At 70.6% G+C, this 16,027-nt stretch carries 16 protein-coding genes; 6 read left to right on the top strand and 10 right to left on the bottom strand.

Features of this window, described 5'->3' with window-relative positions; genetic code table 11:
- Window positions 1-57: 57 nt before the first annotated feature.
- The 5 genes from RLT59_RS28680 to RLT59_RS28660 are packed head-to-tail and all read right to left on the bottom strand — an operon-like array spanning window position 58 to window position 4,562.
- Complete coding sequence (locus tag RLT59_RS28680; RefSeq protein ID WP_311306066.1) at window positions 58-1,188, bottom strand: zinc-binding dehydrogenase; 1,131 nt, start codon at window positions 1,186-1,188, stop codon at window positions 58-60.
- Window positions 1,185-1,997, bottom strand: a complete 813-nt coding sequence (locus RLT59_RS28675; protein WP_311306065.1) for a phytanoyl-CoA dioxygenase family protein — start codon at window positions 1,995-1,997, stop codon at window positions 1,185-1,187. The genes RLT59_RS28680 and RLT59_RS28675 overlap by 4 nt, the downstream gene beginning before the upstream one ends.
- Window positions 1,998-2,051: 54 nt before the next feature.
- On the bottom strand, window positions 2,052-2,963 hold the full coding sequence (locus RLT59_RS28670) for a 2OG-Fe(II)-dependent halogenase WelO5 family protein (RefSeq protein ID WP_311306064.1): 912 nt from the start codon (window positions 2,961-2,963) through the stop codon (window positions 2,052-2,054).
- A gap of 7 nt (window positions 2,964-2,970) precedes the next feature.
- Window positions 2,971-3,633: a 4'-phosphopantetheinyl transferase family protein gene (locus tag RLT59_RS28665; RefSeq protein WP_311306063.1), complete on the bottom strand. Its 663-nt coding sequence runs from the start codon at window positions 3,631-3,633 to the stop codon at window positions 2,971-2,973.
- Window positions 3,630-4,562 (bottom strand): metallophosphoesterase family protein, encoded by a 933-nt coding sequence (locus RLT59_RS28660; protein ID WP_311306062.1) that lies wholly within the window; start codon window positions 4,560-4,562, stop codon window positions 3,630-3,632. The genes RLT59_RS28665 and RLT59_RS28660 overlap by 4 nt, the downstream gene beginning before the upstream one ends.
- A 337-nt stretch (window positions 4,563-4,899) precedes the next feature.
- Here RLT59_RS28660 and RLT59_RS28655 point away from each other — a divergent pair, with 337 nt between their 5' ends.
- A complete protein-coding gene (locus RLT59_RS28655) occupies window positions 4,900-5,349 on the top strand; it encodes a hypothetical protein (RefSeq protein WP_311306061.1) in 450 nt (149 codons plus the stop codon).
- 58 nt (window positions 5,350-5,407) lie between these two features.
- On the opposite strand, the gene RLT59_RS28650 is transcribed toward RLT59_RS28655, so the two are convergent.
- Complete coding sequence (locus tag RLT59_RS28650) at window positions 5,408-5,677, bottom strand: hypothetical protein (protein ID WP_311306060.1); 270 nt, start codon at window positions 5,675-5,677, stop codon at window positions 5,408-5,410.
- Window positions 5,678-5,796: 119 nt separating this feature from the next.
- On the opposite strand from RLT59_RS28650, the gene RLT59_RS28645 reads away from it, so the two are divergent.
- Window positions 5,797-6,156, top strand: coding sequence for an ArsC/Spx/MgsR family protein (locus tag RLT59_RS28645; protein ID WP_311306059.1), 360 nt, complete (start codon window positions 5,797-5,799; stop codon window positions 6,154-6,156).
- An 18-nt stretch (window positions 6,157-6,174) separates the two neighbouring features.
- Here RLT59_RS28645 and RLT59_RS28640 read toward each other — a convergent pair whose 3' ends face one another.
- Window positions 6,175-6,633 carry an alpha/beta fold hydrolase gene (locus RLT59_RS28640; protein WP_399126275.1) on the bottom strand — a complete coding sequence of 153 codons (459 nt, stop codon included), beginning with the start codon at window positions 6,631-6,633 and terminating at the stop codon, window positions 6,175-6,177.
- 42 nt (window positions 6,634-6,675) lie between these two features.
- Window positions 6,676-7,596, bottom strand: coding sequence for a Gfo/Idh/MocA family protein (locus RLT59_RS28635; protein ID WP_311306058.1), 921 nt, complete (start codon window positions 7,594-7,596; stop codon window positions 6,676-6,678).
- A gap of 298 nt (window positions 7,597-7,894) precedes the next feature.
- Here RLT59_RS28635 and glnII point away from each other — a divergent pair, with 298 nt between their 5' ends.
- Together glnII and RLT59_RS28625 are read left to right on the top strand one after the other, a co-directional pair.
- On the top strand, window positions 7,895-8,929 hold the full coding sequence (gene glnII / locus RLT59_RS28630) for a glutamine synthetase (RefSeq protein ID WP_311306057.1): 1,035 nt from the start codon (window positions 7,895-7,897) through the stop codon (window positions 8,927-8,929).
- Window positions 8,930-9,306: 377 nt separating this feature from the next.
- Complete coding sequence (locus RLT59_RS28625; RefSeq protein WP_311306056.1) at window positions 9,307-9,918, top strand: winged helix-turn-helix domain-containing protein; 612 nt, start codon at window positions 9,307-9,309, stop codon at window positions 9,916-9,918.
- A gap of 98 nt (window positions 9,919-10,016) precedes the next feature.
- On the opposite strand, the gene RLT59_RS28620 is transcribed toward RLT59_RS28625, so the two are convergent.
- The gene (locus RLT59_RS28620) at window positions 10,017-12,152 is read right to left on the bottom strand and encodes an MMPL family transporter (protein WP_311306055.1); all 2,136 of its coding nucleotides are present in this window, start codon (window positions 12,150-12,152) and stop codon (window positions 10,017-10,019) included.
- Window positions 12,153-12,425: 273 nt separating this feature from the next.
- Between RLT59_RS28620 and RLT59_RS28615 the strand changes: the two genes are divergently transcribed.
- Together RLT59_RS28615 and RLT59_RS28610 are read left to right on the top strand one after the other, a co-directional pair.
- Window positions 12,426-13,694 (top strand): sensor histidine kinase, encoded by a 1,269-nt coding sequence (locus tag RLT59_RS28615; protein WP_311306054.1) that lies wholly within the window; start codon window positions 12,426-12,428, stop codon window positions 13,692-13,694.
- A complete protein-coding gene (locus RLT59_RS28610; protein ID WP_311306053.1) occupies window positions 13,679-14,326 on the top strand; it encodes a response regulator transcription factor in 648 nt (215 codons plus the stop codon). Before RLT59_RS28615 ends, RLT59_RS28610 begins: the two co-directional genes overlap by 16 nt.
- On the opposite strand, the gene RLT59_RS28605 is transcribed toward RLT59_RS28610, so the two are convergent.
- A complete protein-coding gene (locus RLT59_RS28605) occupies window positions 14,323-15,981 on the bottom strand; it encodes an alpha-L-fucosidase (RefSeq protein ID WP_311306052.1) in 1,659 nt (552 codons plus the stop codon). The genes RLT59_RS28610 and RLT59_RS28605 overlap by 4 nt on opposite strands.
- Window positions 15,982-16,027: the final 46 nt, after the last annotated feature.

Here is a 16,027-nt window from a genome sequence, read left to right as displayed (position 1 = left end):
GTTGGTCAGGCTACGAGTTGGGGCCCACTGGAGCAAGCCCTGTCCCGCTGCCGGAAATTACGGACGACTGACGAATACCGCCTTCATCACCGCTCCGCTCGCCACCGCTTCCAGAGCGGCACGATGGTCCTCCAGGGGAAAAGTCGTCACCATACTGGCCAAATCGAATCGGCGGGCGAGAGCGGGCAGCAGCCGTACGTACTCGACGAGGTGCGCGCCGCTGAACGCCCAGGATCCGACGACGTCGAGTTGCCGGTGGACGATCTGGTGGGGATTGATCACGGTGTCACCGCTGTCGGTGTACTGGCCGATGATCAGGTACGAGCCGCCGCGCCGGCAGAACCGCATTCCCTGGCTGATCGCCGCGGGCACCCCGGTGCATTCGATGACCAGGTCGGCGCCGCGCCCGCCCGTCAGGTCGAGAACCCGGTCCATGGCGCCGTTCAGGTCCTCGGCCTCGACCAGATTCACGTGGTGGTCCGCGATCCCCGCCTTGGCCGCGAGGCCGAGCCGCTGCTCCGGGCCTCCGACGAGGATGACCTTCGACGCGCCGGCGAGCTGCGCCAGCGCGGCAGCGGCCAGCCCGACGGGGCCGCTGCCCTGCACCACCACCACCTCACCGACGCGCACCGGGCGACGCTCGTACAGCGCGTGCACCATCGTCGGCCCGGCGCAGGCCAGCGACATCGCGGCCGCATGCCCCACGCCGGCCGGCAGCCTGACGACCGTGGTCCCCCGCCGCAGCGCGATGTATTCGGCCCAGGAGCCGGAGAGCGCGGGTTCCTCCGTGGTCGGGCGGTTCACCCCGTAGGTCCGCCGGTTCTCGCACAGCGTCGGCTCGCGGTGCACCTGGCAGAAGACGCACTGTCCGCAGGCGATCGAGGAGGCCCACATGACGTCGTCGCCGACCGCGAGCGGGGAGCCGTGGGCGTCCCGGTCCGTCCCCGCACCCAGCTCGTGCACGGTGCCGAGTCCTTCGTGCCCGAGCACGAGTGGGGTGGGTATGGCCAAGTGGCCCTGCCGCAGGTGGAGATCGGTCCCGCAGATACCGCCGAAGCGGCTCTCCACGACCAGCCCGCCGGGTGCCGCGGGCGGGACGTCGAACTCGCGGAGCACCAGGGGCTGACCGAATTCCTCCAGCACGACCGCCTTGCCCGTGGTCGTCTCATGTGCCGCACGCTCGCTCACTTCGTCCCACCTCCGACGATGGAGTCCAGCGGTTCGTCGGCCGCCCTGAGGGGCCTGGTGTCACGGCAGATGAGGTACTCGGGCCGTGGTTCCTGCACGGGGCGGGGCTGATTGGCCACGTGGTTGTAGGTGGCGATCAGCAGCTTGCGCGGGAAGGGCGACATGTTCGGGGCGGAGCCGTGGACGACTTCCGGGTCGAAGAACACGACGGAGCCGGCCGGGCACTTGGGGCTCTGCATCCCGTGTTCCTGGACGAGCCCGGCCATCTGGGATTCGGTCAGCCGTATGTCGTCCGGGTCCAGATGCTGCTCGGATCTCTGCTCCTGCCGTCTGCCTTCGCTCACCAGGCCGTTCCGGTGCGAACCGGGGACGAAGATCAGCGGGCCGTTGAACTCGGTCACGTCGTCGAGGTAGAGGCCGACGTTGAGCAGTCGCGGTGCCGGAAGGTTGTCGGCGATCTTCCAGGCGAGGTAGTCCTGGTGCCACGCCCAGAGGTCGCCGGTGAACGGAGGCTTCGCGTTCACCTTGAACTGGTAGAGGTAGAGCTCCTCGTCCAGCAGCTGATGTGCCGGACCGAGCAGCCGGGAGGACCGCACCAGAGCCGCGAACTCGGGCTGCCGTCGGTGCGAGCTGTACACCGCGCGCACGGTGTCACCGTGCTCCTCCATGATCCGCTGCTCACCGGGTATCAGACCGTCCCGGCGGAAGGCCTCCCGGAGGGCATCGACCTCTCTCCCGTCGAAGACCGACTCCACCAGCAGAAAGCCCTGGTCCCGGAACAGCCCCACCTGCTCCTCATTGAGACGCATATATCCCCCTTTTCCTGGACTGCGGCAGAAGTGGTACCAGGCGCACGGGACGGGTCACGACCAGATGGCGAGCGGCCCCCGGCCGGTCACTCCGAGGAAGAAGGAGAGGCTCACCCTTCGCCCGTCGCCCCGGGGCGGCTCGACCGCGTGGAAGTTCCGCGAGTCGAAGATGACGGCGTCCCCGGCCTCGGGTTGGACGACGGCGACCGGTTCGCCCTTCACGGCCTCTTCGGTGTACCCGTAGCCGTCCCGGTACCGTTCGTCGGACGGCTGCCACCTGTGGCGGTGCACACGGGTTTCGCCCCCGCCGTCCGGCATCGAGAGATACCAGTTGAACGTCAGGAAACTGGCGGGCGGTTCATCGAGAACACCGGGGAATTCCCGGACGATCTCATCGAAATGGATCTTCGCGCCGCTCGCGATCTCGCGAATCATGCCGGAAAAGAGTTCCCGGCCGCCCGACGTCGCGGGAATCAGATCATCGCCCCAGGCGGAACGCAGCCGTTGCCGGGCGACATCCATCGGGTCGCCGCCGCGGAGCAGGGTGGACCGAGTTGTGACGGACTGTTCCGCGTGCTCCCAATAGCGCTCACCGAGACCGTAGTCACCGTAGAAGTCGTACGCTGCGGGGCCCAGCTTCGCGATCCTCGGGAATATCAGCGCCTCGTCGTATCCGCCCAACTCGCACGTGGCGAGACTGCGCATCACGTCTTCGCAGTCCGCCAGGGAGGAGAATCCCTTGATCCGAACGGCGCCGAGCACTCCGACCGCCAGCCGCAGGATGTGATCACGGGTGAGTTCATCAACCGTTTCCGAGTCGAATAACGTGAAGATCGGCGAGTTATTGGCACTGGCATCCTCAAGCGCGAGCGCCGTCAAATTCTCACCTGACACCGGTCTCCTCCTCACGAAGAAATCCCGACGAGCATATATACACTCGATCGAGTCGGGCAGTACTTTTTCCAAGATCTCGTTATTCGGCCGGGACGGTGACCGCGGTGGCCACGATGCCTCCCGATACCAGCCAGCGGCCCTCGAAGGATCCCGGCATCCCGGGTGCACGGCACAGCAGTCGGGCGGTGAAGGTGCCCTCGGAGGCGTCCTGCTCCGTGCGACGGAAAACGATCTCCGCCTGATTGAAGTCGAGTTCGAGAAGGGTCAGCGGATACCAGGCCTTGAAGACACTTTCCTTGGCGCTGAAGAGCAGCCGGTCCCAGTGGATGGCGAGGGCCGGCCGCTGGACAGCCATCCACCGTTCCTCCGTGGCCGACACGACCACCTGGCGGATTGCAGAGGGTAGTTGAACATGAGGCTCGGCGTCGATGCCCAGCGAGCGGAATTCGCGGGCACTGGCCAGAGCCGCGCCCCGGTAGCCCTGACAGTGCGTCATGCTGCCGACGAGTCCCGGTGGCCACAGTGGCGCGCCCCTGGGGCCGCGCAGGACGGGCACGGGCGGGAGGCCGAGCCGGGCCATGGCCCGCCGGGCGCAGGCACGGACGGAGGCGAACTCGGCTCTGCGGGCGGGCGTGCTCCGCGCCACCTGGGCCGCTTCCTCGGGGAAGAGCGTGTCGGCGTCCCCGTGGTCCTCGCGGGAGCAGGCACAGGAGACCGAGGCAGGGACCAGCCGCTCGATCACGACACCTTCCCCTGCCGGCTCCCGGCCGCTTCACCGCGGCCGTCCGGCTCCTTCGGCGGCGGTTCGTACGGCAGGATCCGGCGCAGCAGTCCGTGGGGGTGGCCCCGCTTGCGCCACTCCCTGGGGTAGCCGATCGACACCTCCTCGAAGCGCACCCCGTCGTACCAGGTGGTGCGGGGTATGTGGAGGTGCCCGTACACGACTGCCTCGACGTCGAAACGGCGGTGCCAGTCCGCCGTGAGTTCCGTTCCGCACCACTGGGCGAACTCCGGGTGCCACAGCACCGAGGTGGGCTTCCGTATCAGCGGCCAGTGGCCGACGAGCACCAGCGGGATGTCCGGGGCGTGCGCGGCGAGCCGCCGCTCGGTCAGGGCCACCCGGGCCCGGCACCAGTCCTCCCGCGCCGGATACGGGTCGTGGTGCAGCAGGTACTCGTCCGTGCATATGACGCCGGCCTCTTGGGCGCGGGCGAGGGATTCCTCCTTGGTCGCCGTGCCCGGGACCCGGAAGGTGTAGTCGTAGAGGAGGAACATCGGCGCGACGGCAACCGGTCCGCCCGGTCCCCGCCACAGCGGGAACGGGTCCTCGGGTGTGCTCACACCCAGCTTTCCGCACAGCTCGACCAGGCGTTCGTAGCGCGCCTGCCCGGTCAGTCGCACCGGGTCCTTCTCCGTCGTCCACAGCTCGTGGTTACCGGGGGTCCATATGACGTGGGCGAACCGCTCGGAGAGCAGCTTGAGCGCCCATTCCACGTCAGCCATCTTCTCGGCGACGTCGCCGGCGACGATGAGCCAGTCCTGGTCGCCGGACGGGCGTAACGACTCGACGATCAGCCGGTTCTCGGCCATGCCGACGTGCAGGTCACTGACCGCGAGGAGCCGGCCCGTCCCCGCTCCCGCCGACGGGCCGGGGTCGTTCGGATGACTCATGGAGACGGCTTCCCGTTCTGTCGGCCGAAGAGTGCCCCCCGCGACGACCGTGCGGAGTGTTCGAAATCACCGTCTCATGGCCAACTAGTCGATGGCAACGATCAGTTGTCCGCTTTGAGGTCAGGCTGACCCGAGCATGCCGTGGCCCCCGCCGCCACGACCACGGCCACCAGCACGGCGCCCAGGCCCCGTACGCCTCGCCTCGTCATCGCGCCTCCCAGCACTCGTCGACCGTCCCAAGTCAAGGCGGCGGCAGGTGGTGCCGCACGCACTGTGGGCCGGACGGGTGAGGGGCGGCGGGGTCGCGGGGCGGGGCCGGAGCGTGGAGGGTGGGTGCATGAGCGAGCAGGTGACCGATGACGGGCCGGGCGAGCCGGACGGGTCGCGGCCCCCTCGGCGGCGGCTCTGGCCGTGGGTGCTGCTGATGGCCGTCGTGCTCCTGGCGCTGGCCGCGGGCGCGGTCTCCGCGGTGCTGGCCCACGGGCTCTCCGAGCAGAGCTCGGAGCGGCTGCGGATCAGGTACGAGGTCACCGGCACCGCCAAGGACGTGACACTCACCTACAGCACCTGGCAGGGCGAGGCCCTGTCCACCGGGCGGCTGACCCTGCGGACGCTGCCGTGGGCCGGGGAGCTGGAGACCAGGGGGTTCATGCACGGCGGCTCGTTCGCCGTCAGCCTCGGGAGGTCCGGCGGCGACGTCGCGTGCTCCGTGGAGGTGGACGACGTCACCCGGCGGACCGACCGGGCCTCCGGCGCCTTCGCCACCGCCACCTGCGACGGTTACTGAGACGCGGCCGCGCCCCCGGATCTCCCGGGGGCGCGGCGGGCGGGACCGGCGGCTCCGGTCAGCGGCCGTAGCGGATGAGCGCGCGGACCATGCGGCAGGTGGTGTCGGACGGCGGGTGGATGCCGAGGCGCTCGGCGGCCGTGCGTATCCGGGCGTTGCTCGCGCTCGACGGCTGGTGAACTCCGCTGTCGAGCAGGACTATCGCCAGGCGCATCGCCTTCAGCCGCCGGTTGTGGGTGACGTACCACTCACGGGGACGGCCGGCGGGCAGGCGCTTCTTCTGCAGGGGCTTGTGGAGCGGCGTGGTCGTGACTGCGGCAACGGCCATTGGCAACCTCCTGGCACGGTGGTGGAACCCTCACGAACTCCCTCCATTTTACTGCCCGGCACTGACAATCGCCCCTGGCCAGAGGGGTTTTCGCGGGTCCATCCCGTACCGTTGGCCCCATGGAGATCTGGATCAATCCCGCCTGTTCCAAATGCCGCGGCGCGGTACGGCTGCTCGACGCGGAGGGCGCCGACTACACCGTCCGCCGCTACCTGGAGGACGTGCCGTCGCCGGACGAGATCCGGGATGTCCTCGACCGGCTCGGGCTGGAGCCGTGGGACATCACGCGGACCCAGGAGGCGGACGCGAAGGAGCTGGGGCTCAGGGAGTGGCCGCGCGATGCAGAGGCGCGGGAGCGGTGGATCACGGCGCTCGCCGGGCATCCGAAGCTGATCCAGCGGCCGATCATCACGGCAGAGGACGGCACCGCCGTGGTCGCGCGCACGGACGAGGCGGTACGGAACGCGATGGGCCGCTGAGGCGGGGGCCGCGGGCCTCTATCGCGCCTCGCCGAGGAACTGGGCCATTCTGCGGCTGAGTTCGGCGGCCGTCGGCCCGTGGAGCGGCAGGGCGTGGTGGGAGACGCCCGGCAGGACGGCCGTCTCCGCGTGCGGCAGCAGCCTGTTCGCGGTGGCCGCCACGCGGGCCGCGTCATGGGCCCGGCCCTGTCCGGCGAGCAGTACCAGGGCCGGTATGTCGAGTGCGCGCAGGGCCTCGGGGGTCGGGCGGGGTCCGGTGACCGGCCGGGCCGAGGGGAATTCGGCCGCCGCCTCGCGCAGCCGCAGCCAGGCCGGGTCGAGCGCGGCGATCGGGAGCGCCGTCGAGCTGCTGCGCGGCTTCGACGACGCCGAGGTGGCCGCCGTCCGGCGCTTCCTGGACGGCTTCCACACCGCGCTGTCGCGGGGACCGGGCGACGCGGCCCCGGGAAAGGGCCCCGCCGCCGGACCGGCCGGCACACCCCCGCGGCCCTGACCCGCCACCGGTCCCGGGAGCGCCGGCTACTCCCCGGCCCCGGCCCCCGTCTGTGCCTCGGCCTCCGCGAGCAGCTCCGTCAGCCGGAGCCCGAACCGTACGTCGCAGGGGTGCGGCACCCCCGTACGCACCGATTCGATCAGCGCGTCCACCACCGCCCGGAAGGCACCCACGGCGCCGTCCCACCGGGGCAGCCCGACCGTGCCGTGCTCGCCCCTGAGCTGCACCTCGACCCCGGTCGCGGCCTGCGGGGCGGACAGGGTGAGCGTCACCGTGCTGGAGGCCCCGGAGGCGTGGCGGAGGATGAGGTGGTGGGTGTCGGCGGGGCCGCGGGCGGCGGTCAGCCGGGTCACGTCGCCCAGCACCGGGATGAGGACGGAGAGCGCGTGCGGGCCGACGTCCCAGAGGCCGCCCTTCTCGTGCCGCCAGGGGGACGCGGCGTACTCGCTGTCCGCGCCGGGGGCCCACAGGGCGCCGATCCAGTGGGCGTGCGCGGTGAACCAGCCGCCCGCCGCGTGCTGTTCCGCGATCCAGGCCGAGGTCTCCGGGGCGAACCGCAGCGTGCAGAAGACGACGGAGGCGACCCGGGCCCGCTCCGCCGCCTCCGCCACCTCGCGGGCGGCCGCGACACTCGTCGCCACCGGCTTGTCCATCAGCAGATGGCAGCCGGCCGCCGCGGCGCGGGCGGCCAGCGGCGCCTGGACGTCCGGCGGCACGGCGAACGCGATGGCGTCGCTCGCGGCGAACAGCTCGTCGAGCCCCGCGTCACCGGTGTACGCCGGGGTGCCATGGGCCTCGGCCAGCTCCCGCGCGGCCTCGGCCCGGCGGCCCCATACCCCGCTCAGCACGGCGCCGGGGTGCGCGGCGACGGCGGGCGCGTGGGTGTGGCCGGCCCAGGGGCCGGTACCGACCAGGCCGATACGCAGGGGTTTCACGGATGTCGTCATGGCACAAGTGTGCCCGGTGCGGACGGCGCCTCGGAGAATGCGATGAGGATCGCCCCGGACCGGCGCACCCTCGGTGGCTCGCGCGAGCCCCGTATACGACGCGGCCGGTTCCGCTGTCCGGCGGCTCGCCCCGAGTGGGCCGACGGCCGGACCGGGCCCACGGCTGAGGCCCGTAAAACACGCCCGTCTCGTGCGGGAAACCCAGGTAACACGGGGTTCACACGAGAGCAACGGACGGGAAATCGCGTCTTGCGAAGCTGCGCTGCATAGACCGCAGCACCCCTAAAGGATGGCTTCCGTGACGTTCAAGGCTGAGTACATCTGGATCGACGGCACCGAGCCGACCGCCAAGCTCCGTTCCAAGACGAAGATCATGCCCGGTTCCCCGTCGTCCGATGTGGCCGGGCTGCCCATCTGGGGCTTCGACGGATCGAGCACCAACCAGGCCGAGGGCCACGCCTCCGACCGGGTGCTGAAGCCGGTCTTCACCTGCCCGGACCCGATCCGCGGCGGCGACGACGTGCTGGTCCTGTGCGAGGTCTTCCACATCGACATGACCCCGCACGAGTCCAACACGCGGGCCTCGCTGCGCCCGGTCGCCGAGCAGTTCGCGGGCCAGGAGCCGGTCTTCGGCATCGAGCAGGAGTACACGTTCTTCGACGGCCACCGGCCGCTCGGCTTCCCCGAGGGCGGCTTCCCGGCCGCGCAGGGCGGCTACTACTGCGGCGTCGGCTCGGACGAGATCTTCGGCCGCGAGATCGTCGAGAAGCACCTCGACAACTGTCTCAAGGCGGGCCTGGCCATCTCCGGCATCAACGCCGAGGTCATGCCCGGTCAGTGGGAGTTCCAGGTCGGACCGGTCTCCCCGCTGGAGGTCTCCGACCACCTGTGGATCGCGCGCTGGCTGCTGTACCGCACCGCGGAGGACTTCAACGTGTCCGCGACCCTGGACCCGAAGCCGGTCAAGGGTGACTGGAACGGCGCGGGCGCGCACACCAACTTCTCCACCAAGGCGATGCGCGAGGGCTACGACGCGATCATCACCGCGTGCGAGTCGCTCGGCGAGGGCTCGAAGCCGATGGACCACGTCAAGCACTACGGCGCGGGCATCGACGACCGGCTGACCGGTCTGCACGAGACCGCCCCCTGGAACGAGTACAGCTACGGCGTCTCCAACCGCGGCGCCTCCGTCCGTATCCCGTGGCAGGTCGAGCAGGACCGGAAGGGCTACATCGAGGACCGCCGCCCCAACGCCAACGTCGATCCGTACGTCGTCACGCGGCTGATCGTCGACACCTGCTGCACCGCGCTGGAGAAGGCCGCCCAGGTCTGATCCCGCCCGCGCACGCACGCACACGCCTGCACACGCCCGGCGTACGAAGAGGCGCCCACCGCACGGCCGGTGGGCGCCTCTTCGTACGTCCGGGGTGAGGGATTCAACACCAAGGGTCCGTACCGACGGCTGGGATAGGTCTGCTGCGGGGCCGTTTCCTCTGGTTCAATGGGGGCATGGCCAGCATCCAGCACACCTCGACAGGTCGCAGCGACCTGGAGCCGTTCTGGCCTTCCCGTCAGCATCACGACTTCGACCGGGTGTGTTGCCGCGCGTTGAACGCGCTGGCCCCCTAAAGCCGCTCACCCCGGTCTTCGGTCCGCGCGCACGCAGCAAGTCCGTCCACAGACGACTCCTCGCGCGAAAGAGCTGACCCCATGGCGAACACTCGTACCGTCTCCGCCGTATCCGCCGCCACCGCGGCCCAGTCGGCGGCCGCTGCGGCCACCACCTCCCGTCCCCCCTCCCCCAACCGGCACCGGCTGCGGGCCGTCGCGCCGGACGAGGTCTTCCAGCCGGCCGACGTGGCCGCGTTCCTGGCGCCGGGCACGACCTGGCTGCCCGCACCCCAGCACACCCTGCCGGCGCTGCCGGGCCGGCCGCCGATGGTCGGCTACCTGGTGCTCGTACCCGCCGACCAGCAGCCGCCCGCCGCGGCGGTCCGGGCCGGCCAGTACGTGGTGCCGGAGGTACTGGAGGAACCGGGCGCGGGCCCGGTGCGCATCGACCCCGTGCAGCGCACCGCCTCGGTGAACGGGGACAAGCTCGACCTCACCTACCTGGAGTTCGAGCTCCTCTCCCACCTGGTGGCGCACCCGAACCGGGTGCACACCCGTGACCAGCTGGTCACCACGGTCTGGGGCTACGGGCACGTGGGCGACGGGCGCACCGTCGACGTCCATGTCGCCCGGCTGCGCCGCAAGCTGGGCGCCGAGTACCGCCGGTCGATCCAGACGGTGCGGCGCGTCGGCTACAAGTACACGCCCTGACCCAGGCAGTACAGCACGGGCGGTGGATAGGGGTGGGCCCCGGTTCCGGTACGTACCGGAACCGGGGCCCACCCCTATCCGCTCTGCTCCGCCGGGTGTCAGCCGTGCCGCACCGCGCCCACCGGGTCAGGCGCCGGGCCGGGCTCCGGCTCGCTGTGGTCCAGGGCGGGCAGCCGGGACAGTCCGCGCGGGGTCCGCCAGTTCCGCTCACCGAGCAGCGCCATCACGGAGGGCAGCAGCACCATCCGGACGATCGTCGCGTCCAGCAGCACCGCGACGGCCAGGCCGACGCCCATCTGCTGCATGTCCTGCATGGACAGCGTCCCGAAGACCGCGAACACCGCCACCATGATCACGGCCGCGCCGGTCACCGCGCCCGCCGTCCGGCGGATGCCCTCGTCGATCGCGGCCGGGGTGGCGAGGCCCCGGCCGTGGGCCTCGCGGATCCGGGAGACCACGAAGACGTGGTAGTCCATCGAGAGCCCGAACAGGACGACGAGCACGAAGAGCGGCATCCAGGACTCGATCGCGCCGACGCCCTCGGAGCCGATCAGCGAGGCGCCCCAGCCGTGCTGGAAGACGGCGACCATCACTCCGTAGGCGGCGGCCACCGAGAGCAGGTTGAGCAGGATCGCGGTCACGGCGATGACGTAGCTGCGGAAGCAGAACAGCATCACCAGGAACGTCACCGCGGCGATGAAGAGGAAGACGGGCGCGATGCCGCTCTTGAGCTGGGCGGTGAAGTCCACGGACCCGGCGGTCTCACCGGTCACATAGGCGCGGGCGCCCGTCCCGTCGAAGGCGGCGGGCAGCCGGTGCTCGCGCAGTTCGGTCAGATCGGCCTTCCCGCGCTCCATCGGGACCTCGATCTCCGCGACGTTCTGCGCCCGGTGGACGGTCACCTTGTCGAAGCCGTCGAGTGCCTTGCGTACGGCGGGGGCCTCGATGTCGTCGGCCTCGACGACCACCTGGGCCGGGGCGGGGCCGCCGGGGAAGGTCTCGCTGATGTGGCGGTAGGCGACGGCCAGTTCGGAGTGCGAGCCGAACTGCTTCTCCAGGCCGAGCGACTCGGTCTTCATGCCGAGGGCGGGCGCGGCGAGCACCAGCAGGACGACGACAGAGGCGGCGGCGAAGAACTTCGGGCTGGACAGCACGGGCCGCAGCAGCTTTCCGGCGATCCGGCCGCTCTCCTTCTTCGCGCCCCGCTTGCTCCGCCGGTTGAGCAGCGGCACGCGACCGGCGTCGATCCGGTCGCCCAGCCAGGACAGCAGGGCGGGCAGTACCGTCACGGAGCCCATCATGGCGATGAAGACCACGATGATCGTGGCGACGGCGAAGCCCTTGAACAGGAGCAGCCCGGACAGGAACATGCCGGCCATCGCGACCATCACGGTCAGCCCGGAGACCAGGACGGACCGGCCGCTGGTCGCCGCGGCGATCCGCAGCGCGGTCTCGGCGTCGCGTCCCGCGGCCCGCTCGTCCCGCTCGCGCCGCAGGTAGAAGAGGCAGTAGTCGACGCCGACGGCGAAGCCCATCAGGAACATCACGGAGTACGTGGTCTGGAACAGGTGCAGCTGGTGGCTGGCGAGCGAGAGCAGACCGAAGGCGGCCATGCAGGCGGTCAGCGCGAGCCCTACGGGCAGCAGCGCCGCGACGACGGCTCCGAAGGCGACCAGCAGGATGCCCAGGGCCAGGGGTACGGCGGTGAACTCGGCCTTCTTGAAATCGTCGGAGAGCAGGTCGCCGAGCCACTTCCCGGCGCTGGCGTCGCCGAACTGGTGGACCGTGACGTCCGGCTGCCCCTTCTGGACCCCCTCGACGGCGTCCAGGACGGGCTGCACCCGGTCGGACGCGGTGGCGGCGTCCCCCTTCATCTCGAAGGTGATCAGTGCGTCCTTGCCGTTCTCGGCCGGGACCGGGGCCTTGAGGCCCGTCACCTCACCGGTCTTCCCGAGCGCGGTGGCCAGCTCCCGCGCCGCGGTCCGCCAGCCGTCCGGCCGCTCGGAGGACACCATGACCAGCTCGCCCGCCCGGTGGCTGAGGCCGGCGTCGGAGAGGATCTGCTCGGCCCGCGCCGAGTCGCCCGCACCGTTCTCCGCGTCGGTCATCTCGACCATGCCCGACGCACCGCCGATGCCCGCGGCGAGCACGACGAAGAGCAGCCAGCCGAGAATGGCCGTCTTTCGGTGGTGTGCGCTCCACACACCGATACGTGCCGCGAGATTACGCCTCATGGCGTGTTCGCCCCCTGAAAGAGTCGTTGGAAGAACCGGTGGAAGAACCGGTGGAAGGACCGGTTGTCGAGACACCTCGAATCTAGGGATCCGGGGACCGCCGCCCCAGCCGCTGGAACACCCACTCCCCCGCGACGTAGGACGAGGCCGCGGGGGTGGTGCTGGGTACACCCCCGCCGGGTGTCAGAGCGGCTGACGGCCGGGCCGCCCGAGGCGTCAGACTGTGTGCGGACCGGGGCCGCCAGGAGTGCCGGCGAGAGAAGAGGGACCGATATGAACACGCCGCGCGGACGGACAAGGGCCGCACTGCTGGCCGCTGGGCGCGGGCTGGTGCTGTCGTTCGCGTCGATCGTGGGGTCGGTCACGCTGTTCGTGCTGGCGGTGGTCTCCATCGCGCTCGTCCCGGTGGGCATCGGCCTGGTGACCACCCCATACGTCATGACGGCGGTCCGCAAGCACGCCAATCAGCGTCGGCTGCTGGCGATCACCTGGTCGGACGTCCGGATCCCGGTCCCGTACCGGCCGTTCCCGGAGGATGTCCGCAGCGGGTTCACCGGGCAGGTGGAGCGGACCACGCTGATACTGAAGGACCCGGCCACCTGGCGGGACATGTGGTGGCTGCTGGTCGACATGACGGCCGGCTATGTCGTGTCGATCCTCGCGGCGGTACTGATGATCTACCCGCTGGAGGGCTTCGTCCTGGCGGCGGGGCTGTGGCGGGTCTACACGGACGAGCGGTACTGGTACGGGTTCGTGCCCGTCGACAGCCAGGCGACCGCGCTCGCCGCCGCCGCGCTCGGCGTGGTGATCTTCGGGGCCGGGGTGCTGCTGAGCGAGCGGCTGCTGCACGCGCACTTCGCGATCGCCCGCTCGGTGCTGGCCCCCACGCACGAGCAGGAACTGGCCCTGCGCATCGACCGGCTGACCGAGACCCGGCACGAGGCGGTCGACACCGCCGCCTCCGAGCTGCGGCGCATCGAGCGCGATCTGCACGACGGCGCGCAGGCCCGGCTGGTCGCCATGGGCATGAATCTGGGCACCGTCGAGGCGCTCGTCGAGAAGGACCCGGCGCAGGCGAAGAAGCTGCTGGCGATGGCCCGTGAGTCGTCCGCGGAGGCGCTCACGGAGCTGCGTGATCTGGTGCGGGGCATCCATCCGCCGGTCCTGGCGGAGCGCGGGCTCGGTGACGCGGTCAAGGCGCTGGCGCTGCGGATGCCGATCGGGACCGAGGTCGAGGTGGAGCTGAGCGGCCGCGCGGAGGCGCCGGTCGAGTCGGCCGCGTACTTCGCGGTCAGCGAGATCCTGACGAACGCCGCGAAGCACTCGGGCGCGGACCGGATCTGGGTGGACCTGCACCACGGCGACCACATGCTGCGGATCTCCGTCACGGACAACGGAAAGGGCGGTGCGACCACCGGATCGGGCTCGGGCCTGAGCGGAGTCGAACGCCGACTCGGTACATTCGACGGCATCATGGCCGTCAGCAGCCCCGCGGGCGGTCCCACCATGGTGACCATGGAGATCCCTTGCGAGTTGTCCTAGCCGAAGATCTCTTCCTGCTGCGCGACGGCCTGGTGCGCATGCTGGAGGCGTACGACTTCGAGATCGCGGCCGCCGTCGAGACGGGGCCCGAACTCACCCGGGCCCTGGCCGAGTTGCAGCCGGACGTCGCCGTGGTCGACGTCCGGCTTCCGCCGTCCCACACGGACGAGGGGCTCCAGTGCGCACTGGCGGCCCGGCGCGCCAGACCGGGCCTGCCGGTGCTGGTGCTCTCCCAGCACGTCGAGCAGTTGTACGCGCGTGAGCTGCTGGCGGACGGCAACGGCGCCATCGGCTATCTGCTCAAGGACCGGGTCTTCGACGCCGAACAGTTCATCGACGCGGTCCGCCGGGTCGCGGCGGGCGGCACCGCGATGGACCCGCAGGTGATCTCGCAACTGCTCTCGCGGCGCTCGCAGGACAAGCCGATGGGCGGGCTGACGCCGCGCGAGAAGGAGGTCATGGAACAGATGGCACAGGGCCGTTCGAACGCGGCGATCGCCGCCCATATGGTGATCACGGAGCGGGCGGTGGCCAAGCACACCTCGAACATCTTCGGGAAGCTCGGCCTGCCGCCCTCCGACGACGACAACCGCCGCGTTCTGGCCGTACTCGCGTATCTCGACCGCGGTTAGGGCTTGTCCGGCGCGGCGGCGATGTGCAGGGTCGTCGCGCCCAGGTACGGCTTCGCCCTGGTCTCCAGGACCTTGACCCGCACCGCCGTCGCGGTGACGGCCTCGGGCAGCGGCAGGATGCGCTCGTGGCCGATGGTGGTGCCGTCCGCGATGCGCTGCCACGTCCCGTCGATCCGGGCCTCCACGGCGAACTTCTCCACCCGCTGTCCGTGCCGGATGTCCTCACGGACGGCGACCCGGTCGAAGGTGTACGGGCCCGGACCCTTCTTGCGCACATCGGTGCCGTAGACCCGGCGCAGACCGGCCCCGAAGGCGGTCAGCGAGGTGACGTCCTCGTCCGCGATCCGGCCGTCGGGCGCGGGCGGGACGTTGAGCAGCAGCGAGGCGTTGCGGCCGACGCTCTTCTCGTACAGGTCCATCAGCTGCGCCGGGGTCTTGGGCTTCTCCTCCGGGTGGTAGAACCAGCCGGGGCGGTTGGAGACGTCGGCCTCGGCCGGGTACCACTGGAGGTAGTTGACGCCCGGTTCGAGGAGCCTGCTCCTGGAACCGATGTCGGGGTCGGTCGAGTCGTTGGGCAGGCTGCCGAGGCCGGTCCACGGGTCGGTGGTGTGCGGGGTGACGCTCCACTCGGTCTCGCGGGCGACGCCGGACTCGTTGCCGACCCAGCGGACGCCTTGCGGGCCCTGGAAGACGACGGTGTTGGGCGAGAGCGCCTTGACCATGTCGAACCACTGCTTGACGTCGTACTTCTGGGTGATGCCGGAGCCGGACCAGGGGTTGGCGCCGTCCAGCCAGAGCTCCTCGACCGGGCCGTACTGGGTGAAGATCTCGTAGAGCTGGTTGAGGTAGTACGCGTCGTAGTCGTCGGCCTTCACCTTGAAGGTGGGCAGCTTGCCGCTCTTCACCCGGGCGGCGCGGTCGTCACCGGGGACGAGGGTGGGAATGGTGCGCTCGGTGACGGCGCTGCCGTTGCCGAAGCGGCCCTGGCCGGCGGGGGCGCGGTCGCCGTCCTCCAGGGCCATCCGCTCGGGCAGGCTCAGCGTCTCGCCGGCGGCCTCCTTGGCGCCGATCTTGTCGACCCAGTCGGCGTGCCAGGCGTGCGGGAGTTCGGCGCCGTCGGAGGGCGAGAGGTAGAGGCCGACCTTCAGTCCCGCCTTGCGGGCGGCCTTCACATAGAGGGCGACGACATCGGGGCTGCCGGGGCTGAGGGCGACCGAGTGGTCGGTGTAGCGGCTCGGGTAGAGGACGAAGCCGTCGTGGTGCTTGACGGTGAGCATGACCTGTTTGACGCCGGCGGCCTTGTAGGCGCGCATCCACTGGTCGGCGTCGATGCTCTTCGGCGCGAACAGCTTCTCGTCCTCGGTGCCGGAGCCCCATTCACGGCCGGTGAAGGTGTTCATCCCGAAGTGCGTGAAGGCGGTGACCTCCCGCTGCTGCCAGGCCAGCTGCCCCGTCGTGGGGACGATGTTCGCGGCCTTCTCGATGATCCGGTCCGGAGTGTCGCAGGCCTCGACCTTCATCTGCGAAGCGGGTCTCACGGGTGCGCCGCAGGGGGTGGCGGGATGCGCCGACTGCTGCGCCGTGGCCTGTACGGGGATGAGCGCGGCGGCGGCCGCCAGTGCGAGCGCGCTGAGCACATGGGTGCGTCGTGCCATCGTTCCCTGCCATTCTCGACCACGAGTGGTCGGATCTCTTGGGTAC

Origin of the sequence: Streptomyces sp. ITFR-6 (assembly GCF_031844725.1) — a bacterium.
Classification (GTDB): Bacteria; Actinomycetota; Actinomycetes; order Streptomycetales; family Streptomycetaceae; genus Streptomyces.
The sequence above is the reverse complement of the archived record's forward strand: the minus strand, read 5'-3'. Positions and strand labels throughout refer to the sequence as shown.